The organism is Flavobacterium sp., from assembly GCF_043722275.1.
Taxonomy (GTDB): domain Bacteria; phylum Bacteroidota; class Bacteroidia; order Flavobacteriales; family Flavobacteriaceae; genus Flavobacterium.
Genome location: NZ_JAYSPC010000128.1, coordinates 21,215 through 44,077, shown reverse-complemented (window position 1 = coordinate 44,077; position 22,863 = coordinate 21,215). Strand labels below are relative to the sequence as shown.

Sequence of the window (22,863 nt, the reverse complement as noted above, 5' to 3'; positions counted from 1 at the left end):
TACCCAAACGTAACAGTTTGGCTAAAGCCCCTTAACTTTAATTTATTTTTTCCATCCAGCTAAAGCTGGACGCTATTGAAAAACTTAGCAACTCAGAGTCTCAGCAACTTAGAACCTTAAAAAAAACTTACTTTCTTTCGCCAATTTGCTGGCGCCACATAGCATAATACAAACCTTTTTCAATAATCAAATCCTCATGTTTACCGGATTCAATAATTTTACCTTGTTCCAGTACAAATATTTTATCTGCGTGTAATACAGTCGATAATCTATGGGCAATTAAAACCGTAATTCTGTTTTGATCAGATATATTTCTAATTGTAGTATTGATTTCTTCTTCGGTAATAGAATCTAAAGCAGAAGTTGCTTCATCAAAAATCAATAAATTCGGATTTCTTAAAATGGCACGGGCGATTGATAAACGTTGTTTTTCACCACCGGAAACTTTAATTCCGCCTTCACCAATTGTAGTGTTTAAACCATCTTCGGCGCGTTGCAATAATTTTTCGCAACTCGCTTTTTTAAGAGCATCATATAAATCTTCATCTGTTGCATTAGGTCTTACAAATAAAAGGTTTTCACGAATTGTTCCTGAGAATAATTGTGCATCCTGAGTTACAAACCCCAATTGTTTTCGTAAATCTAATAAATCAATTTCGGTAGAATCAATATCATTATAAAGAACCTGACCTTCTGCGGGCGTATATAATCCGACTAATAATTTTACCAATGTTGTTTTCCCAGAACCGGACGGACCAACAAATGCTACGGTTTCACCTTGTTTAATTTCAAAATTGATATTTTCGACCGCTTTGAATTTGGCTGTTTTATGCTTGAAACTTACATCCGAAAAAAGTAAAGATCGAATTGCGCCGACATGTTTAGGCGTTTTTGGACGAAATTCTTTTGGAGCGCTTAATAAAATTTTGAAATTTTCCATTGAAACTTTGGTTTCATTCAAAGCAATAATGAAATTTCCTAATTCCTGTAAAGGCCCAAAAATAAAGAAAGTAAAAAATACCATCGTTAATAAATCACCAACTATTATTTTATGTCCAAACAAGAAATAGTATAAAGTAAACACGACGCAAGTTCTTAAAAAGTGAACTGTTGTTCCCTGAATAAAACTCAAACTTCTGATAAAACGAATTTTTTCCAGTTCTAATTGAAGAATTTTAAAAGTGTTTAAATTCAGACGTTTTTCTTCCTGATAGGTTAATCCAAGACTTTTTACAAGTTCGATGTTTCTTAAACTTTCAGTTGTAGAACCAGCCAAAGCATTCGTTTGATTCACAATTTTTCGGGAAACGATTTTGATTTTTTTACCTAAGTAAGAACTAATTAAAGCAATAATAGGCGCGGTTACTAAAAAGATAAGTGAAATACGATAATCGATTCTGGCAACGTAAACAATTACAAATATGAACCCGATAATAGTTTGAAAGATTAAGGAAATCGAAAGCGTAATTAATTTTTCAGAATCAGAACGTACTTTCGTCAATTTACTTAAAGTTTCGCCGCTTCGTTGGTCTTCGAATTCTGCGTAAGGCAAATCAAGTGATTTCTTGATTCCGTCAGTATACATTTGAGCTCCTGTTCTTTGAATCACAACATTAGTAAAATAATCCTGAAAGTTTTTAGTAATTCTGGAAATCATCGCTGCACCAAGCGAAAGCCCAAGCCAGAAGGATAAAGATTTTATGAATCCTAATTCGTTTCCTGCGTATTTATGCAAACCAACACCGCAATCCTGCATTAATTTACCGGTAATAATAGAGTCTGATAAGCTGAAACAAATGTTTATAGAGGCCATAATCAACGCAAAAAGTAAAAGCATTTTGTGTTTGATTATATAAGAATATAATAATTTCATATGTGAGTTTGAATTTAGAGATGCAAAAGTAGTGAATAGTTTGGCTTTGTAAAGTTGCTTTTTGTTATTAAAACTGTAATTTTTTTTACAGCTTAAATTATCAGTTTATTTTTTTAACTCTTGAATGTTTTAATTTTGTATAAAGATGTTTTTTTAACGCTGAAGCAATAAAAAATAAGAAAACACCTAAGTATTTATACTGTGTTTTGCTTTTTTGCTAAATTTTATTATTAAGGTAATTACTTATATATGTTGTTTTATATTAGTGTATTATAAAATATTTAAATTTATTTATTTGTTTTTTTAAGTTTTAATGTGGAATCCCGTAAGGTTTTGATTTTGGGTTTTATTACGTTTGCGACAATTACAAATTTAACCTATAAAAAAATGAAAAAAGTTTTATTCTTTTTCAGTGCCTTATCGATGGTACTAATCTCTTCTTGTTCTAGTGATGATTCTTCAACAGATACTGCATCTGCAACACTATTACCAACAAAAATTACTGAAACAACTGTTGAAAACGGAAAATCAGGAAGTCTTGTTTATACTTTAACTTATGACGGAAACAAATTAAAAGACATCGCTACTACAGATGCTTCCAGAACTGTTTACACGTATACAGGTGACGTTATAACTAAAGTTGAGTTATACCGTTCAAGTATTTTATATTCTACTGATGTTTATGCATATGAAGGTGGTAAATTAGTTTCTAGAATTACTACTAGAGAAGCTAATAAAACGACTCAGTCAAAATTAACTTTAGTTTATAATGCAAACGGTACTATTACGACAAAATCATCTTCAATAGAGAATAAGATAGAAACTCAATATGATGGGACTACTACTTATACTTTTTCAAACGGAAATCTGGTTTCAACAGAATATGCTGATGGTACAAAAGAAAAAGTTACAAGTACATTTGATGATAAGAAAAGTCCTTTTACTAACATAACAGGAGTAAAACTTTTATTGGATCTAGATGACAATTTTGATTTCTCATCAGTAAATAATACAGTAACAAATACTACTGTAGATTATGATAGTAATGGAAAAGTTGTTGAAACAGCAACTGTAACAACTACTAATAAATACAATGGCAGTAATTTCCTTACTGAAGCATCTGCAGGAGATGCTAAAGATTCTTTTAAACTTGAGATTGCTTACTAATTAGTTTTTTCATAATAAAAGAAATCCCCAATCAGCATTTAGTTGATTTGGGGATTTTTTTTAATTCATGTTTTTTTACACCTTACCTAATTTCGATGACCACTTAATAAGTCCGTTATAAATTAATACAAGATTACCATCATCTTGTAAATGTAATTTTGCTCCGGGAAATTCTGAAGTATTGCTACTCCATGCTGTGTATTTAGTTGCTCCAAGTGTATGAGTTCTTGCTCCTCTAATTATAAGATTTCCATTTGCATCCAGATGGCATGAGGTTTGTTTATTGTATGTACTATGATTACCAACATCCCATACGAAAGTATTAGTTGTAAGGTCTATAATCGAGAGAGAACCGTTGTTGAAAAAATGTAATTCATATTTTCCATTAGGTGATTTTACTGATTGCTGCCAAGGAATAAAATCAATTCTTTCTCCAGATTCTATAACTGATCTAATCGGGAAAGGATACCATTTGTTTATTGAGTTTATGTCAACTGTCGATAATTCTTTTGTGCTGTATACGGCAACGCGATCAGTTGTAAGAAATGCAGGTATAGCATAATGCATAATTGAGAGTGGATCATATTCGCTATAATTAGTACTGTTTGCTTTATTGATTACAAATAGATTTATTTCATCTGTTGTCCATCCTTGGCTATCCTTGAAATACTTATAAACCTCTGATAAATTCCATTTAATATTTGCATTAGGACTTTGGTGTTCATGTTCTAAACCTAAAGCATGTCCAAATTCATGTAATATAGTTTCTTTAGCACTTGGAATATCAGTAACATGACCTAACCGCATCGTTGGTGTATTTTGAACAGTAGCATAAAGTGGACTTGGATACATTATTATCGCTCCTCGTTGAGACCAAAAACCACTACTACCTATATAAAAGGCAATTTTAATATGGGAATCTTGATCTTTAGAGACATATTCAAATTTTAGATTTGCGTATTTTTAGCCATTCAGCTGCATATTTTTTTACTATTTCATGTTGAGTTCCAGTTCCATCTAAGAATTTAATTTTTATAACCTGACCAGTTTCCCATCTGTGTGTATTAATGATCGCTGCGTTTGATTTTGCAGTTATATTCTTTTGTGAATTTATTAAATCAAATGTACACATTTCTGTTTCGTTGGTAGAAGAGAATGAGTTTGGCGTAGTTTCGTTATTCTTATCACAAGAGAAAAAAATAAATGCAAAACCAGCAATTACGAATTTTAGTTTTTTCATTTTATATCGATTAAAGTTAGCTTGCAATTTACATGTAAAAAGACTACAAAAAACGTATAATACTTTAATATGTCTTAAAGTGTTATAATTAAAACTTATCGTGGACGTGGTGCTTTTAGAAAAAGATTTCTTTTGTTTAAGACTTAAAACAGATATTATGAAAAAGATTTTATTTTATTATTTACCATTGCTGCTTTTGCTTTTGAATTCTTGTTCTACAGAGGAGAATAAAGATTCTACTAGTTTAATTTTGCCAAAAAAAATAATATATAAAGATCAAAATAATAAGACTTATCAAACCACAACTTTTACTTATGATAGTAATAAAATTGTAAGTGTTTCTAATGAATTTGTATCTATTGATTTTGTTTATGATGGCTATCGAATAGTAAAAGAAATTCAATATCGAGATAACGGTAATAGCTATATTGAAAAATCATATAGCTATTCAAATGATAGTTTAAAAACTGTTACAAAATTGTTAAACGGAAAAGAAACAAGATTTCTATATATCAATAATGGTGACGGCTCTATTAAAAAAGAGGTGTATAATTTTGACAACAAAACCGGAAAAGAGTCAAAATGCGATGAAGACATGGTTTTTACTCACTTGAATGGAAATATAGTTAAATCAGAATATAATTGGGGAGACTCATATGATGTTATTAGTAATTCTTATTATGAATATGATAAGAATAACAATGTCTTTAAAAATGTTACAGGATTGAATTTACTGATCGATCAGCTTGATTTTTATAATGAAATAAATATTTCTTCAGTAAATAATATAACTAGGTATAGAGTCCATCATATTCAAGGTTCAAAATCAACAATTGTATTTGAACCTTTCGAATATGTTATGAAATATGAATACAATTCTGAAGGGTATCCAATAAAAAAAACAACTTATGATTATGCTGATCAAATAATTGAAATAATAGAATATACTTATTAAGCAAATATTCTATTTCTAACAAAAACCAAATACTTCTGTATTTGGTTTTTTTATTGGTGAAAATTCGTGAAATTCGTGTTTAAATTAAAACCATGCAATTCAGAACCCAAATACCAATTTCTAAAACTAATAATCCGATTGATTATAATTCAAAGATAATTTCTATTGGTTCTTGTTTTGCCGAAAATATGGCGGAGAAATTTGATTATTTTAAATTTCAAAATCAAACAAATCCGTTTGGGATAATTTTTAATCCGGTTTCGATCGAGAAAATTATTAGCCGAATAATTAAACAGGAATTCTATACAGAGAAAGATGTTTTTTTTTATAACGAACGCTGGCAGAGTTACGAAGTACATTCGGATTTAAGTAATCCGGATCGACAAGAATTGCTGGAAACACTAAACAAAGCTATTTTAGAAACCGGCAAACAATTAAAAGAAGCCACGCACATTATAATTACCTACGGAACTTCCTGGATTTACAGGAATATCGAAAGCGACGAAATAGTTGCCAATTGCCATAAAGTACCTCAAAAGCAATTTGCAAAACAATTATTATCCGTAAATGAAATTGAGCAAAGCATTCAAAATACAATTGATTTAATCCAGACTTTAAATCCCGAAATCAACTTTATATTCACAATTTCCCCAGTTCGACATATCAAAGATGGTTTTGCAGAAAATCAACTCAGCAAATCACATTTATTTGCGTCGCTTCATCAGGTTTTAAAAACTCACAAATTACAACTTACAACTCATAACTATTTTCCTTCCTATGAAATCATGATGGATGAACTTCGTGATTATCGTTTTTATACCGAAGATATGCTGCATCCTAATCAGGTTGCGATAGATTATATCTGGCATAAATTCAGCGAGAGTTATATTTCAGAAAATAGTATAAAAACTATGGAAGAAATCTCAGATATTCAAAAAAGTCTGCGTCATCGAAGCTTTAATCCGGAATCTGAACAGCATAAAAAATTCCTTGCTAAACTTCAGGAAAAGATAAGTATTGTCGAAAAAAATTGGTCGCATATCAAGTTTTAGATTAAGTTATAGTGGTCAAAAAAACGTAGTGTCTTCGTGCCTTTGGCATCAAAATAAAAGTAAGAAAACAACTATTTGTCCGTAAAATTTTAGAATAATTGCGTGTAATTATGTAAATTGTTGAGGTTTAAAATTCTCAAATTTGTAGACTGTATAAGTACAGCCTTATAATAACGCAACTTTAATTTAAACGTGTTTTATTGACGTATGAATAAAAAACCAATTCATTTTCTTAAAAAAACACTACGTATACTGCTTTGGTGCGTGGGTTCTATTATTGCGCTTTTGTTGCTTATAATAATTTTAATTCAGGTTCCTTCTATTCAAAATTATGCAAAAGATAAAGCGATAACTTACCTTCATAACAAGATAAAAACCAAAGTTTCCTTAGATCATATTTCTATAAAATTTCCTAAAGATGTAGTTCTTGAAGGTTTCTATTTTGAAGATCAAAAAAAAGACACTTTATTGGCAGGTAAAAGATTAGAGGTTGATGTAGATCTTTTTAAATTAATAAGCAGCGAATTAGAAATTAATTCGGTTTCACTTGAAAATATAACGGCTAATATTTCCAGAAATAAAGACGGCGTTTTCAATTTTGATTATATCATAAAAGCTTTCGAATCAAAAGAACCAAAAGTAGAAGATCCTAATAGTAAACCCTTCAAAATATCCGTCGTAGATGTAAATCTTGACAATGTTAAGTTTAATTTTAAAGATGATTTTGCTAAAAATGATATTAAAGTAAATCTGACACATTTTGATACAAAATTCAAAGAATTCGATCTGGATAATATGAAATTTGATATCCCTAATATTAAATTAGACGGATTAAAATTGATTTTAGATCAAGATGTTGTTCAAAAAATTGCCGAAGTTTCAGTAAAAACCGTAGATACAATTTCGAAACGAAAAGACTTCAATTTAAAATTAGGGAAAATCAGTTTATCTAAAATTGATATCGCTTATGACAATAAAGATTCAAAATTAGATTCGGGAATTAAATTAGGCAATCTGGATTTATCGGTTAATAAAATCGATTTGAATAATCAGCTTTTAGATTTTGATACTTTCGAATTAAAAAATCTAAAAGGAAATTTACGATTAGGATCAAAAGACAAACAAATAAAAGCTCCTGATTTAGATTCAACGGCAATAAAACAAGCAGGTTGGAAAGTAAAATTGAATGATGTTGACATTCACGATATCGCTTTCAAATTTGATAATATGGATTCAAAACCTGTCGTAAAAGGAATTGATTACAGTCATCTTGATTTAAATAATTTCAAATTACAGGCAGAGAAATTATATTACGGAAATGACACTATTTCAGGAAATATAAAAGCATTAACGGCAAACGATAAAAGTGGATTACAAATTCAGTCCTTAAAAACCAACTTTTTTTACGGACCTAAAAATGCTTATTTAAACGATTTATATTTAAAAACGCCACAAACTTTACTTCAAAATAAAGTCAAAGTTGCGTATGCTTCTATTAAAACAATTTCTAAAGATTTAGGAAATCTTTCATTAGATGCAAATCTAAATCAGTCAAAAATTGGCTTTAAAGACATTTTGTTATTTGTGCCGGATTTACAAAACACAAATCCGTTTAAAAGCAATCCAAATGCAATTATATATTTGAATACACGCTTAAGCGGAAAAATAAAAGACCTTGATATTCCGCAATTCGAAATGAGCGGAATAGGAACGACCAGAGTTTCTCTTTCGGGGAAAATAAAAGGTTTGCCAGATGCCAAAAAAGCCTATTATGATGTAAATATCAAGAAACTTTCAAGCACTTCAAAAGATATATATTCGTTTATTCCTGCAGGAACAATTCCGAAAAACATTCAACTTCCTTCACAATTAAATTTACAGGGAAAATTCAAAGGTTCAATTCAGAATTTCAAAACCAATTTGGCTTTAAACAGTAGTTTTGGAAATGCAAAAGTTGATGGATTATTTGATCAGCGTGTTAAGAAAAAAGAGAAATACGACGCAACAGTTTATTTGTTGGATTTCGATTTAGGTAAATTAATCAAAAATGATTCAATAGGAAAAATTACGCTTAAAGCGAAAGTAAAAGGAAATGGTTTAGACCCAAAAACGGCTCAGGCACAAGTTGACGGATTGGTTCAAAAAGCAGTTTTTAATAAATATACTTATAGAGATTTAGCTTTAAAGGGAAATATTGCAAACGGATCATTTGCTGTAAAATCAGGAATGAAAGATCCTAATTTGCATTTTGATCTTGTTGCGAGCGGCGATACAAAAGACAAATATCCATCGATAAAATTAAAATTAAACCTTGATATTGCCGATTTAGAAAAGCTGAATCTTCATGCCGGACCAATGAAATTACGCGGAAATGTCGATGCAGATATCGCCAATAGTAATCCTGATTTTTTAAACGGAAAAGTTTTTCTATCAAATATTCAGGTTTTACAAGAAGCAGAACCAATTGTTTTAGATTCGGTTCGTATAATTGCTTTCGCCGATAATACCCGAAATAATATCAAAATATCTTCTCAGTTTTTAAAAGCCGAAGTAGACGGAAAATACAAACTGACAACATTAACATCGGCAATAAAAAAATCATTATCGAAATATATTGATTTAAAAAATCCAAAAGTAAATGGAGAAGCAGACGAGCAAAGATTAGCGTTTACGGTAAAAATTGATAATGATCCAATACTTTTTAAACTGGTTCCGAAATTGACAGGTTTAGAACCTATAAATCTTACAGGAAAATACAATAACGCAACAGATTCATTAGAAATAAAAGGTACAATCCCAAGAATTGTTTACGCTGAAAATACAATTGCCGACGGAAAAATTAATATCGAAGCCAAAGAAAATGCGTTAGAATACATGATTTCTGTGGCAACAATTGAAAGCGGGTCTTTAAAAATTCCGTTTACGAGTTTGTCAGGAAATGTTCAAAATAATATCCTGACTTATGCGCTTGAAGTAAAAGATGCAAAAGACAAACAACAATATTTTATTGCCGGAGAATTTAAATCAGAAGGTTCAAAAAACATATTTAAAATTGATGCAGAAAACTTTATTCTAAATTATGATAAATGGACAGTTGATCCTGAAAATTCAATTGAATTTGGCGGAAAAAGACTTTATATCAACAAGTTTTATTTAGCAAATTCCGGAAACGAATTAAAAATTCAATCACAAGGCGAACAGGATAATGCGCCGTTGAAAGTTGATTTTGTAAACTTCAAAATCGAAACCATTATGAACATGGTCAAAAAAGATAAACTTTTGATGCAGGGTTTGATTAATGGAAACGCAGTTGTTGAAAATGTAATGACAAAACCCACTTTTACATCTGATTTAAAAATTGATCAGTTTGCTTTTAGAGGTGAACCTGTTGGAGATATTGCGATAAAAGTCAATAATAAAACCAATAATTTATTAGCCGCAAATGTCACACTTACCGGAGAAGGAAATGACATGAAATTGACCGGTAATTATAAAATTGACGATGGTAATCTTGATTTTAATTTAGATTTAAACAAACTGAATATCAAAAGTATTCAAGGTTTCACGATGGGAAATATTAGCGATGGAACAGGATCTTTAGACGGAAATTTTAAAATTACAGGAAATGCAAGTGCGCCAAAAGTAAACGGTGAATTAAATTTTAAGGATACAGGTTTCAGAGTAACAAAATTAAATTCATTCTTTAAAACTCAGAACGAAAAAATTACGCTTCAAAATGACCTGATTATATTTAATAAATTTACTTTTCATGATGAAAATGATAACGAGTTAACGATCGACGGAACAATTAAATCAGCAGATTACACCAAGTTTGATTTTGGTTTAACCGTTGTTGCAGATGATTTTAGAGCCATACATTCTAAAGAAACAGATAATGATTTGTTTTATGGAGATTTAATTTTAGACACTAAATTAGACATAAAAGGAACACTTGAAAATCCTGTTATTGGCGGAAATATAAAAATTAATAAAGACACGAAGTTTTCAGTTGTTTTGCCACAATCAGATCCATCAATTGCTGATCGTGAAGGTATTGTAGAGTTTGTTGATGAAGATAATATGTATCTGAAACAAACTATTGCAATGGAAAACAAACTGAATCAGTCGCAACTTGTTGGAATGGATGTGAGCGTTGAAATTTCTATTGATAAAGAAGCCGAATTAACGCTTGTAATCGATAAAGGAAATGGAGATTATTTAAATCTAAAAGGAGAAGCGCAACTTACAGGCGGAATTGACCCTTCCGGAAAAACAACTTTAACAGGTAAATATGAGTTTTCGGACGGAGCATATGAAATGAATTTCAATATGATCCGACGTAAGTTCGACATTCAAAAAGGAAGTTCTATTACCTGGAATGGCGAACCTACAATGGCAAGTTTAAATATTACGGCAATTTATAAAGTTGAAACTGCGCCAATTGATTTATTAGGAAACCAATTGCCAACCGATAATCCGACAGTTAGAAATACCTATAAACAGAAAATTCCGTTTCAGACGTTATTAAAAATGAATGGAGAATTACTGAAACCTGAAATCACTTTTGATATAGTGCTTCCTGACGGAAATTATGATGTTTCGACAGATGTAGTTTCGCTTACACAAACAAAACTGCAACAATTGCGACAAGAACCGGCAGAATTAAACAAACAGGTTTTTGCCCTTTTATTATTGAATAGATTTATTGGCGAAAATCCATTTGCGAGTGAAAGCGGCGGAACAAGTGCAGAATCATTAGCGAGACAAAGTGTGAGCAAAATACTTTCGCAACAATTAAATGATCTTGCCGGCGAATTAATTACCGGAGTTCAGCTAGAATTTGATCTTGAATCTACAGATGATTATACAACGGGAACCAGAGAAAACAGAACCGATTTAAACGTAGGAGTTTCTAAAAAACTCTTAGACGACAGATTAAAAGTAACCGTAGGAAGCAGTTTTGCAGTCGAAGGCCAGGAACGCGCCAATGAAGAAAGTACGAATATTGCGGGCGATGTTGCGCTGGATTATCAATTGACAAAAGACGGACGTTATATGGTTCGTGCTTATCGAAAAAATGAATATCAGGTTGCGGTAGAAGGGCAGGTTGTAGAAACAGGAGTTGCCTTTATTATCACAATGAGTTACAATAAATTCAGAGAGCTTTTTCATCGTAGTGCAGCAGAAAAAGAAATGATTAAAGAAGAAAAACTACGCAAGGAAAAAAGAAAACAGAAAGAGAAAGAAGACAAGGAAAAAGAAGAAAATCAAATTGAAGGAAATGAGCAAAAAACATAGCAATATCGAAACCAGATATATCAGATATTTTGTGATGCTGTCCTTATTTTTTGTTTTTGGATGCAGCAATACAAAATATTTGCCCGAAGGGGATTTATTGTACACAGGCGGTTCTGTGACAGTAAAAGATTCTATTATTAAAAAGAAAGACAGAAAAGAACTGGAAAAAGAACTTGAAGGTTTATTGCGCCCAAAACCCAACAAGCAATTTTTAGGATTACGTCCTAAATTATGGATTTATAATATTGCAGGAGAACCCAAAAAGCAAAAAGGAATTCGGTATTGGTTGCGTACTAAAGTAGGTGAAGAACCAGTGCTTTTTAGTAAAGTCGATTTAGATTATAATGCTTCGGTTTTAAGAAATTTCACAGAAAATCGTGGTTATTTTAAAACCCGCGTAAGTGCAGATTCAACCGTTAGAAATAAAAGAGTTACTGCAGAATATACGGTGATTCCTAAAAAGCAATACATTATTACGAGCGTGACTTTTCCGGATGATTCCTTAAAAATGTCAAAAATAATTGCACGGTCAAGCCGAAGAAGCTTATTGAAAGTAGGAAAACCGTATGATTTGGATATTATAAAAGCAGAAAGAGAAAGAATAGACGCAAGACTTAAAGAACGCGGTTATTTTTACTTTAATCCTGATAATATTTTAGCGCAGGTTGACAGCAGTAAAGGCGATCATGAAGTAAAAATTAGACTGGTAATAAAGCCTGATACACCGCCAAAAGCACTTACATCCTATAAAATCAATAAAATTATTGTTTACCCAAATTTTACAGTTTCAAAAGACAGTGTTAAATATACCGAAAAAGATATTGTACAATACAAGGATTTTACGATTATTGATACCGCAAACACCTTTAAACCAAGAGTTTTTGACAGAACAATATATTTTAAAAAAGGAGATTTATACAGTAGAAAAGACCATAATTTAACCTTAAACCGTTTCGTAAATCTGGGAACTTTTAGCTTCGTGAAAAATGAATTTAAACCTTCAGACAGTATTCCGAACAGCTTAGATTCCTATTATTATCTTACGCTTTTACCTAAGAAATTTATCAGAGTTGAGGTTTTAGGAAAAACAAATTCGGCAAGTTATACAGGAACAGAAGTAAACGTAAACTGGAACAACAGAAACTTATTTCGCGGTGCCGAATTGCTTACCGTTTCCGTTTTTGGCGGTGCCGATTTTCAGCTTTCGGGAACAAATAACGGCAAGAATATCTATAAACTGGGAACAGAAACCAGTTTGACGTGGCCAAGATTTATTATACCATTTTTTAAAGTTGCAGGTTCAAGTGAATTTATTCCGAGAACTAAAGCAACATTAAGATATGAATATCAAAACAGAACACAATTATATGCATTGAATTCTTTTAAAGCATCTTTTGGATACTTATGGAAAGAAAATATTCGTAAGGAGCATCAATTAAATGTGTTGGATGTTACTTATGTGAGTCCGAATCATGTTTCAGCAGAATATTTAGCAGATGCAGAAGATGATCAATCACTAAAAAAAGTAATCGAAAAGCAATTGATTTTTGGTCCAACATATTCGTTTACGTACACCAATACAATGCAAAAGCGTAAAAAAAACACCTTCTATTTTAATGGAGAATTAGATTTAGCCGGAAACGTAACAGGTTTGGTGACAGGCGCAAATGTCAAAAAGAATGACACTATAAAAATATTTGACGTTCCGTTTAGTCAATTTGTAAAGGTAAAAGCAGATTTCAGACATTATTTAAAATTGAGCAAAGAAAGTGAATGGGCAAGCAGAATTATTGTTGGTGCCGGACTTCCATATGGAAATTCTGGCGCGCTGCCAACATCAAAACAATTTGTTGTGGGAGGAACCAATAGTATTCGTGCTTTTAGAGCAAGATCACTTGGACCCGGAAGTTATTTAAATACAGAAACAACAAACAATTATTTACCGGATCAATCAGGAGATTTAAAATTAGAATTTAGTACAGAATACAGGGCAAAACTTTTTAGTATTGTTCGTGGTGCATTATTTGTTGACGCCGGAAATGTTTGGCTTTTAAACGCCGATCCCAATAAACCAGGCGGACAAATCACTAAAGATTTCATGAAAGATATCGCAGTAGGCGCCGGAGCCGGATTACGTTTTGATTTGTCTTTTTTAATTTTGAGAACAGACTTAGCGTTCCCTTTACGAAAACCGTATTTGCCTCAAGGCGAAAGATGGGTATTAAAAGATATTGATTTCGGAAGCGGACCATGGCGAAAAGATAACCTGATTTTGAATATCGCAATTGGTTATCCTTTTTAAAAGTTTTTGTTTTTTTGCCACGAATTTCACGAATTAATATTCGCAAATAATAATTCGTGAAATTTGTGCAATTCGTGGCAAATTTTAAAAATTGATTCAATATAGACAAACTATGAATTAGTGAAAATTAGTGCAATTCGTGTCAGACTTTAATTCTCATTTTGTAAATTGGTCTAATAAAATAACAGAATGCAAAATTTAATAAAGAGAATAATAGTTTTAGCCACAATTGTACTTGTGATCGTTTTGGCTTTCAAATATTGCGAGTTCAAAAAAGAAGACGATTCTACAATTGATTATAACACCAATTTAATTCAGCAGCAAATTTTAAACGTTGGAAAATTGGTTGTTACCGAAGGACATTTTTCAGAAGTTATTACCTATAAAAATCAGCAGAAATATTTAATGGACATGGTTTCTTTTGAAAAGAAAGCACTTGTTATTGTAAATGCAAATGTTACCGTAGCGTACGACTTGCATAAAATGAAATACGATATCGACGAAAAAAACAAAACCATCACCATTTTAAATATTCCAAAAGAAGAAATAACAATCAATCCTGATATTCAGTTTTATGATGTAGAACAAAGCAAACTGAATCCTTTTACAGGAGACGATTATAATAAAATCAACAAATCAGTAAAAGCGAATCTAGCCAAGAAAATCGAAAAATCTACTCTAAAAACCAACGCCCAAAATAGATTAATTAGTGAATTATCTAAAATTCTGATCTTGACAAATTCAATGGGTTGGAAGTTACAATACGAAGGAAAAACAATCGATTCAGAAAAAGATTTTAATGAAGACCTGAAATTGTAGAGGAGGAAGGTTCAAAGGTTCATAGAGGCAAAGGTTCAGAGGTTTTGCCGTAATCTTGTCATTTCGACGGAGGAGAAATCACATATGAAACTTCACAAAGAATGTCGACAATCTTTGACGAATACTGGATGTGATTTCTCCTCCGTCGAAATGATAAAAAATGCTTAAAACTTTGCGCCTTCACTTCTTTGCGAGAAATAAAATCTGCACAAATCTGCCAAATCTGCGAGAAATAAAACTTCAGCGCAAATCAGTTTAAACCAGTAAAATCCGCGGGCAAATAATCTAGTTTTCGTAAAGATTAAATCTAAACTCCACAAGAATGTCGACAATCTTTGACGAATACTGGATGTGATTTCTCGTTCCTCGAAATGACAAGATTGCGCAAAAAACTTTACGACTTAGCGCGATTAAAAAAATCTGCGTTAATCAGTAAAAATCTGTGGGCAAAATAAAAAACTTTGCGTCTTAGTGCCTTTGCGGCAAATGCGGCAAAGAACTATTAAAAATCAAATCCAAACCACCAGCAATTAAATGCGCCACCTCAGCACGTTTAGTTTTCAATTGTTCAAGATAAACCAATACTTCCTGTAAAAGCTGATCTTCATTTGAATCCTTCAAAAGTTCAGCAATTTCAACCGAAAGCAACCAATCATTAGCATGATTTTCTTTTAGTTTTTCAAAAACAGATTTAAGTTCAGATTTAGAATCTTTATTCTCTCTAATCAATCGAACCGTTTGATAAAGAACTTCTAAATCATCGCGTTCATCTGTATGTTTTGCTTTTATTGTAGTAGTTGTAGGAACCGAATTAATTAAGTCAAAACTATTCACATCGGCTGGACCGGAAAAAGCAGAAACCACTTTTTTACCAATTGCCATATCATAATTTCCCCATTCAGGCTGAAACAAAATCACTTCGCCATGAGTTACCGTACAGTTTCTAAAACTAATCAGAATAATTTCTCCGTGTAAATTTCTTGAACCCGTAATGATTTCACCTTCAACAATAATATTGCCTTCAAACTCCAGTTTTACCGTTTCATTTTCAACAATGCTATAAGCTTGTAAATCCTTCGGACTCATATCTTCAATCGCTAAATTGAATCCTTTCAGTTTCCCAATCGGACTTCCAAAACCTTCCGGATGCGTTAAAGTTCCATGTCCAACTAATTCTTTTTCGCGGTACGATAAAGCCGTTTTTCCTGTGGTTTGAATGTAAACAGGTTTTCCTTCATCTTCAATAACATTCGTGAAAACTCCTGAAATTTGTAAACCTGTACTCAATTCAATTGTTCCTAAAGCATTCGAATGAATCAGCTTTTGAATTCCCGAAAGTCCTCCGGTTCTTAAAGCCATTTTATTAGCAAATTCTTCTAATATCAAACTCAAAAAAGAGAAATTTGGCGTCACATAAAGTTGGGGTTGCAATTGTGTAATGTCAAAATTTTGATTCGCAGCCGAGATATCATAAGGAATTTTCTTTACGTTTTCCGTCATACACCAGGCACTTTCACCAATTGACGAAAGTAATCCGGCGCCATATATTTTAGGATTTTCAACCGTTCCAATCAAGCCATATTCAACCGTCCACCAATGCAGGTTTCTAATTTGAGCCATTTCAGACAATTCGCCCATATTATTCTGTAAATCGGCAACAGCTTTTTCAGCTTCGTCAATTTTTTCCTGTGGCGTATCTTCGGCTTCTTTTAAAATCGAAAGCAAACGAATCGCTTCATACATTTGGTAATCTTTGTGTGATGAAATCGCTTTGCATCCTATTTCTCCAAATCGGCGTAAATATTCAGCATATTCAGGATTTGCAATAATAGGAGCGTGGCCGGCGCCTTCATGAATAATATCCGGTGCGGGCGTATATTCAATATGTTCTAATTGACGAATATCTGACGCAATAACCAAAACGTTATACGCCTGAAATTCCATAAAAGCATTTGGCGGAATAAACCCGTCGACCGCAACCGCAGCCCAGCCAATTTCGGTCAGGATTCTGTTCATTCCGTACATACTTGGAATTGAATCAATTTCGATTCCTGTTTTACGCAAACCCTCTAAATAGGAACTATGTGCGACTTTTGATAAATAATCTACATTTTTTCGCATTACATATCGCCAAACCGCTTGATTTATAGGCGTGTAATCGCTATAATCCTGAGGTTTAATAAATTGCTTTAAATGTTTAGGCAATCGCTCTAATAATGGATTTGTTTCAATACTTGCATTCATTTCGAAAACGTTGTAGATTAGAATGTAAAATTACGAATTTCAAGTACTAAAATAAACTTTTCTACTATAGATTTTTAATAATAAGATCGTTTTATTGCGCAATCTTTAATTAATGACTTCTGTATCAAAACTCAAATATAGATTGTTTCCTCTCTGATTTTTTCTAAAAAAATGTTTCCCTCAATATGATAAAATAAGTTAGTTTTACCAATACTATTATTTGAATTCTAGATAATCATGAAAACTTTTTTAATCGTTTCGGCAATAATTATTTTAATTTTTTTAGGCATCAGACATTTTTTCTTTAAAATTGGAAATCACGTAAATCTAAAATTATCCAATTCTTATTTTCATCATTATAGAAAAAATCTTATTGTGTATTCACCAATGGGAAACTGGTTTGAGTTGGGTTATTTTGAATCAAATGCAGATGTTCCCAGTTTTCAGCCTATAAATGAAAGTTTTGGAAAAGATAAAAACAATATTTTCTGGAAAGGAAAAAAACAATCTGTTGATTATCATACTTTTGGTATAGATGATTCTCAAGTTATTAAAGATAAAAATCATGTCTACCATTTAAATGGTAAAAACTTTGATTTACTGGAAATAATCGATGATGCAGATCCTAAAACATACCAATTGTTAGATCCGTCAATTCAGGATTATCGACGATATAATTGGTTTAAAGATGCTCAATTTGTGTATTATAAGAATAAAAAGATTCAAGGAGATCCCGCAACTTTCAAACCTTTAAATGACGCAATTGCTGTTGATGCTCATTTTATTTACGTTATTATTAGTTATAGAGGAGTAGGAATTGAAGCACGGGAAGTTGATGAAGTAATCCAAAAACACAAAATGATCGAAGGTGAAATTCATCCTATAAACGAAACTTACGTGCAAATTGGCAATTCAGTTGTTTCTGCTTTCACAGCATCTGAATTTGAAATCCATACTTTCGATATTATTAAAACAACCAAAGAAATTGATTATTGGCAAATAATTGTCAATAATGTTTTGATTAACAAAGGTATTCTATATCCTGAAATTGATGGAGAAAGTTTTGAAGCGTTAGATCGTGATTTTTCCAAAGATAAAAATGGTGTTTATTATAGCTGTAAAAAAATCGATGACGCAGATTCTTCAAGCTTTATAATTTTTTCCTATGAATATTCTAAAGATTCCAAAAATGTTTATTTTGAAAATATTATTCTAAAAGGCGCAAACCCCGAAGAATTTAAATCTACCAATGAATATGGAGTTTGGGAAGATGGAACAAATAAATTTAAAAACGGAAAGTTGTATCATTCATAAAAGGAAAAGTTTTTTGCCACTAATTTCACGAATTTACACTAATATAATTCACGAAATTCAGAGTAAACTTTTTAAATGTTACACAAATTACCACAAAATAATTCGTGCTAATTCGTGAAATTCGTGGCGAAAAAATTAATGATTTTCCGGATTTCTAAAATACTCAATTTTATAATTAAACATATACGCCATATTTGCGGCACGAACTTTAGCTTCTTCGGCTAATTTCCCAACAAATAATCCATCAACAGTTGACGTAAAAATTTCCATCCAGCGATCAAAATGAGATTGATTGGTTGGTAAATGTTTGTGTGGAGGAAAAGGAGTTCCGGAATAAGTATGCACTTCTAACAAAATAGTTTGCCAAAAACGATACATTTTCTCTAAATGTTCAGGCCATCTTCCCATTATTCTTTCATTAAATATCGGACCAATTAAATCGTCTTTTTGTACTTTATCATAAAAAGTATTCACTAAAAGTTTAATATCATCCAGATTAGAAATATCTTGAAGAGCCATGTTTTTTACGTTTTAAAATCAATTACAAAAGTACACTTTAACAAGCTTTTTATTTACTGATATTTATCATTCCTGCTATTCCTTTTTTTTAATTATAGTTTATAGAATGAGTTTTTGTTACTAAAGTTGCAAATTGAATGATTTTAAAATGATCAAATAATCAGCGTAAGATTTTTAGTAGCTTTTTATTTTTTAAAACATTGAAAATCAATTAATTAAAAAATAAACAGATAAGTTTTTGTAAAGGTGAAATTTTGAAATGATGTGTATTTGTAAAGTTAAAAAAATATGGATTTAATTAAATTTGCCATAATATTGATGTGAATTAATAATATTAATCTTAAAAAATAAGAAAAATTTAATTATTAAAAACTCAGTAAAAATGAAAAATACTACCCAAAAACTACCTTATTTAATGAATTTTAAGATAATGATGTATGTCATTATTTTAATTTCATTTACTACTAAGATGAATGCTCAAACGGTTACCCCGTGGATTACGAGCGGAGATCAAACGAAATTGCTGCAACAACAATCTACTGTAAGCTTTGCGGCAAATTCAGGAACTAATGCTTCGACTATAACGGTTAATGCAGGAACAACTTATCAAACTATGGACGGATTTGGTTATACACTAACCGAAGGAAGTTGTGAAGTTATTAGCGGAATGGCTGCTACTCAGCAAAATCAATTACTAAACGATTTGTACAATCCTGTAACAGGTTTAAATGCAAATGTGGTTCGTATTAGTATTGGAGCTTCAGATTTAAGCAGTTCTTCATATAGTTATAACGAAACTTCTGGTGATGTTAATATGAATAATTTTAGTTTGAACGGACCAGATTTGACTTATTTAATTCCGATCATCAAAAAGATTCTTCTTATTAATCCGAATATCAAAATACTGGCAACTCCTTGGTCAGCACCAAGATGGATGAAAACCAATAATTCATGGGTTGGCGGAAGTCTACAAACACAATATTATGCGGCTTACGCCAAATATTTTGTCAAGTATTTTACAGCAATGCAGGCACAGGGAATTTCGATTTGGGGAATCACGCCTCAAAACGAACCTGAAAATCCAAATAACGAACCAAGTATGTTAATGAATTCTACAGAACAAAAGAATTTTATCAATCAGCAACTTGGTCCACAAATGGCAACAGCAGGTTACGGAAATATAAAAATTATTGCTTTTGATCATAATTGCGACAATACAGCATATCCTATTGATGTTTTGAACAATAGCAGTTATGTTGATGGTGCAGCGTTTCATTTGTATTTAGGAAACATTTCGGCAATGTCTACAGTTCGAAATGCAACAAACAAAAACGTTTATTTTACAGAACAATATACTAGCTCAACCGGAAGCTTTGGCGGAGATTTTGGCTGGCACATGCAAAACATTGTTATTGGCAGTACAAATAATTGGGCAAAAACAGTCCTGGAATGGAACGCAGCAAATAATTCAGGTTTAGGACCGCGTACTCCGGGCGGATGTAATACTTGTTTAGGAGCAATTACGGTAAACAACAGTACAAGTTATACTAAAAATGTAGCGTATTATATTATTGGACAAATCTCAAAATTTGTAAAGCCCGGTGCTTTAAGAGTTTCATCGTCAAGTACAAATAGTGGTATTGTTTCAGCGGGATTCAAAAACCCTGACGGATCGATTGCGCTTGTAATTTATAATTCCGGAGGTGCAAATACAATCAAAGTTGTTTCAGGATCATCAGCATTTAATTATGCGGTTCCGGCATCATCTGCGGTAACATTTACTTGGGGCGCGGGAACTCCGCCAGTAACGGGTTTACCCGGATATTATAATATCATTTCAAGAAACAGTAATAAAGGATTAGATGTTGCTGATAATTCGACTGTAAGCGGAGGCAGAATTCAGCAATATGATATTACAAATGGCGGAGGAAATAACCAACGCTGGAAATTTGTTGCTGACGGAAGCGGTAATTATTACATCATTGTAAAATCAACAGGAATGTACTTAGCAACCGAAAATAATAGTACAGCCGATGGAATAAAAGTACAGCAAAGAACTGCGTCAACTTCAAATGAATTCAAATGGACGGTTACAAGTCTTGGCGGAGGTTACTACAAAATCATCAATGTAAATAGCGGAAAATCATTAGATATTGAAAATGTTTCTACAGCAAACGGTGCGAATCTTCAGGTTTGGGCCTATTCAGGAGGATTGAATCAGCAATGGCAATTAGTTCAGGTTGAAGCTTCGGCAGCTAAGAAAGTTGCAATTGAAGAAGTAAATGCAGATTCTGATTTTTCACTTTATATCAATTCAACAAATGATTATTTAAAAATTAATACGCCAAATTCCGGTTCTGGTGAAGTTGAGATTTACTCGGCTACAGGGCAGCGTTTACAAAAAAGAACCATCAATTTTGTAAGTGGAAATGAAGCCGAAATTGAAATTTCAAAATTACCAAAAGGACTTTATGTAGTTAGAGTAAATGATAGTAAGCGATCTTATTCTAAAAAAGTGGTGAAGCAATAATAAAAAGTCGGGAATTTAATTAGTAATTTTATTTTTGATTTTAAAAGGCTGTCTGATTTCAATTCAGGCAGCCTTTTTGGTTTTATCCTATTAATTGCGTGAACAAATCCTGATTATCATTTAAGTAATGAAACTCAAAACCATATTTGGTCATGTTCATTTTGATTGCTTTAATATCTTTTTTATTTTTCAATTCTAAACCAACGACTACAGAACCAACTTCACGACTGTTTTTCTTCGCAAATTGAAAATAGGTAATGTCGTCGTCCGGACCTAAAATATTATTTACAAATTCCTTTAAAGCTCCCGGACGTTGCGGAAATTGAATCATGAAATAATGCATCAAACCTTCATAAAGTAATGAACGTTCTTTTATTTCGGCAGTTCTTTCAATATCATTATTGCTTCCGCTGACCACGCAAACGACGGTTTTTCCTTTTATTTCTTCCTTATAAAAATCTAAAGCAGCAATTGTCAAAGCTCCGGCAGGTTCTACAACCATCGCTTCTTCATTGTACAAACGTAAAATTGTGGTACAGACTTTTCCTTCGGGAACCAGAATAATATCATCTAAATTTTGACGGCAGATTTCAAAAGTTTTATCGCCAACTTGCTTTACGGCAGCGCCATCAACAAATTTATCGATTGTAGTTAAGGCAGTATTTTTATTTTCTGCAATTGAAGTTTTCATTGAAGGAGCGCCTTTTGGCTCAACGCCAATAATTTTAGTATTCGGGCTCAAATGTTTAAAAACCTCGGATAAACCCGAAGCTAATCCGCCGCCGCCAATTGGAACAAAAACATAATCTATAGGTTTTTTATAACTTTCTAAAATTTCAAGACCTACAGTTCCCTGACCGGCAATTACTTTTTCATCATCAAATGGATGAATGAATATTTTATGATTTTTGATTGCATCTGCTGTAGCTGAAGCATAAGCATCATCAAAAGTATCTCCGGTAAGTACAATTTCAACAAACGATTTCCCAAACAGTTGGACTTGTTTTACTTTTTGTTTCGGAGTGGTTTTTGGCATATAAATTTTACCTTTTATCTGTAAAAGATGACAGGAATAAGCCACGCCTTGCGCATGATTTCCGGCACTTGCGCAAACAATTCCAATTGCTTTTTCTTTTTCGTTCAACGAAGAAATCTTGTTGTAAGCGCCTCTGATTTTATACGACCGCACAATTTGTAAATCTTCCCGTTTTAATAAAATAGTCGATTTAAATTCGTCCGAAAGATTTAAATTTTGAGTGAGTGGAGTAGCGGCAACTACATTTTCAAGTTGCTTTTGAGCAGCAAGTACTTCGTTAAATAAATTCATTTTGTTTTGTTTTTTTTTCTGCCACAGATTTAAATGATTTAAAATATTTTTTAATCTGTGAGAATCTGTGAAATCTGTGGCAAAACTTTTACTGTTAAATAGCTTTTAAAATAAAAAAACCTCCCGATTTGGAAGGTTTGATAAATTGTATTTTGTTTACTTATTTATATAATACCTCGCCATTATCGCTGAATTGCAATAATATTAATAGAGATAATAATGA

14 protein-coding genes are annotated in these 22,863 nt (G+C 32.0%); 8 read left to right on the top strand and 6 right to left on the bottom strand.

All coding sequences use genetic code 11. The features are described 5' to 3' along the window. Positions 1–127: 127 nt before the first annotated feature. A complete protein-coding gene (locus ACHZDT_RS15835) occupies positions 128–1,873 on the bottom strand; it encodes an ABC transporter ATP-binding protein (RefSeq protein WP_394775592.1) in 1,746 nt (581 codons plus the stop codon). A gap of 387 nt (positions 1,874–2,260) precedes the next feature. On the opposite strand from ACHZDT_RS15835, the gene ACHZDT_RS15830 reads away from it, so the two are divergent. Next, complete coding sequence (locus tag ACHZDT_RS15830; protein WP_394775591.1) at positions 2,261–3,040, top strand: hypothetical protein; 780 nt, start codon at positions 2,261–2,263, stop codon at positions 3,038–3,040. Positions 3,041–3,115: 75 nt separating this feature from the next. On the opposite strand, the gene ACHZDT_RS15825 is transcribed toward ACHZDT_RS15830, so the two are convergent. After that, positions 3,116–3,847, bottom strand: a complete 732-nt coding sequence (locus ACHZDT_RS15825) for a M12 family metallopeptidase (protein WP_394775590.1) — start codon at positions 3,845–3,847, stop codon at positions 3,116–3,118. Between the two features lie 133 nt (positions 3,848–3,980). Next, positions 3,981–4,280, bottom strand: coding sequence for a hypothetical protein (locus tag ACHZDT_RS15820; RefSeq protein ID WP_394775589.1), 300 nt, complete (start codon positions 4,278–4,280; stop codon positions 3,981–3,983). A 157-nt stretch (positions 4,281–4,437) separates the two neighbouring features. Here ACHZDT_RS15820 and ACHZDT_RS15815 point away from each other — a divergent pair, with 157 nt between their 5' ends. The 5 genes from ACHZDT_RS15815 to ACHZDT_RS15795 all read left to right on the top strand — a co-directional run bounded on the left by ACHZDT_RS15815 (position 4,438) and on the right by ACHZDT_RS15795 (position 14,706). Then, entirely contained in the window at positions 4,438–5,235 is a 798-nt protein-coding gene (locus ACHZDT_RS15815) for a hypothetical protein (protein WP_394775588.1), read from the top strand. 92 nt (positions 5,236–5,327) lie between these two features. Continuing rightward, positions 5,328–6,287 carry a GSCFA domain-containing protein gene (locus ACHZDT_RS15810; RefSeq protein ID WP_394775587.1) on the top strand — a complete coding sequence of 320 codons (960 nt, stop codon included), beginning with the start codon at positions 5,328–5,330 and terminating at the stop codon, positions 6,285–6,287. 207 nt (positions 6,288–6,494) lie between these two features. Beyond that, the gene (locus ACHZDT_RS15805; protein ID WP_394775586.1) at positions 6,495–11,585 is read left to right on the top strand and encodes a translocation/assembly module TamB domain-containing protein; all 5,091 of its coding nucleotides are present in this window, start codon (positions 6,495–6,497) and stop codon (positions 11,583–11,585) included. Further along, positions 11,569–13,887 carry a BamA/TamA family outer membrane protein gene (locus ACHZDT_RS15800; protein ID WP_394775585.1) on the top strand — a complete coding sequence of 773 codons (2,319 nt, stop codon included), beginning with the start codon at positions 11,569–11,571 and terminating at the stop codon, positions 13,885–13,887. Before ACHZDT_RS15805 ends, ACHZDT_RS15800 begins: the two co-directional genes overlap by 17 nt. Positions 13,888–14,076: 189 nt before the next feature. Further along, a complete protein-coding gene (locus ACHZDT_RS15795) occupies positions 14,077–14,706 on the top strand; it encodes a DUF4230 domain-containing protein (RefSeq protein ID WP_394775584.1) in 630 nt (209 codons plus the stop codon). A 468-nt stretch (positions 14,707–15,174) separates the two neighbouring features. Here the strand turns inward: ACHZDT_RS15795 and ACHZDT_RS15790 are convergent, their stop codons facing one another. Then, entirely contained in the window at positions 15,175–16,950 is a 1,776-nt protein-coding gene (locus tag ACHZDT_RS15790) for an aromatic amino acid hydroxylase (RefSeq protein WP_394775583.1), read from the bottom strand. A gap of 237 nt (positions 16,951–17,187) precedes the next feature. On the opposite strand from ACHZDT_RS15790, the gene ACHZDT_RS15785 reads away from it, so the two are divergent. After that, a complete protein-coding gene (locus tag ACHZDT_RS15785; protein ID WP_394775582.1) occupies positions 17,188–18,264 on the top strand; it encodes a DKNYY domain-containing protein in 1,077 nt (358 codons plus the stop codon). Positions 18,265–18,399: 135 nt separating this feature from the next. Here the strand turns inward: ACHZDT_RS15785 and ACHZDT_RS15780 are convergent, their stop codons facing one another. Continuing rightward, complete coding sequence (locus ACHZDT_RS15780) at positions 18,400–18,783, bottom strand: group III truncated hemoglobin (protein WP_394775581.1); 384 nt, start codon at positions 18,781–18,783, stop codon at positions 18,400–18,402. A gap of 382 nt (positions 18,784–19,165) precedes the next feature. Between ACHZDT_RS15780 and ACHZDT_RS15775 the strand changes: the two genes are divergently transcribed. Next, positions 19,166–21,313, top strand: a complete 2,148-nt coding sequence (locus ACHZDT_RS15775) for an RICIN domain-containing protein (protein WP_394775580.1) — start codon at positions 19,166–19,168, stop codon at positions 21,311–21,313. Between the two features lie 82 nt (positions 21,314–21,395). On the opposite strand, the gene ilvA is transcribed toward ACHZDT_RS15775, so the two are convergent. Continuing rightward, a complete protein-coding gene (gene ilvA, locus ACHZDT_RS15770; RefSeq protein WP_394775579.1) occupies positions 21,396–22,640 on the bottom strand; it encodes a threonine ammonia-lyase IlvA in 1,245 nt (414 codons plus the stop codon). Between the last annotated feature and the right edge of the window lie 223 nt (positions 22,641–22,863).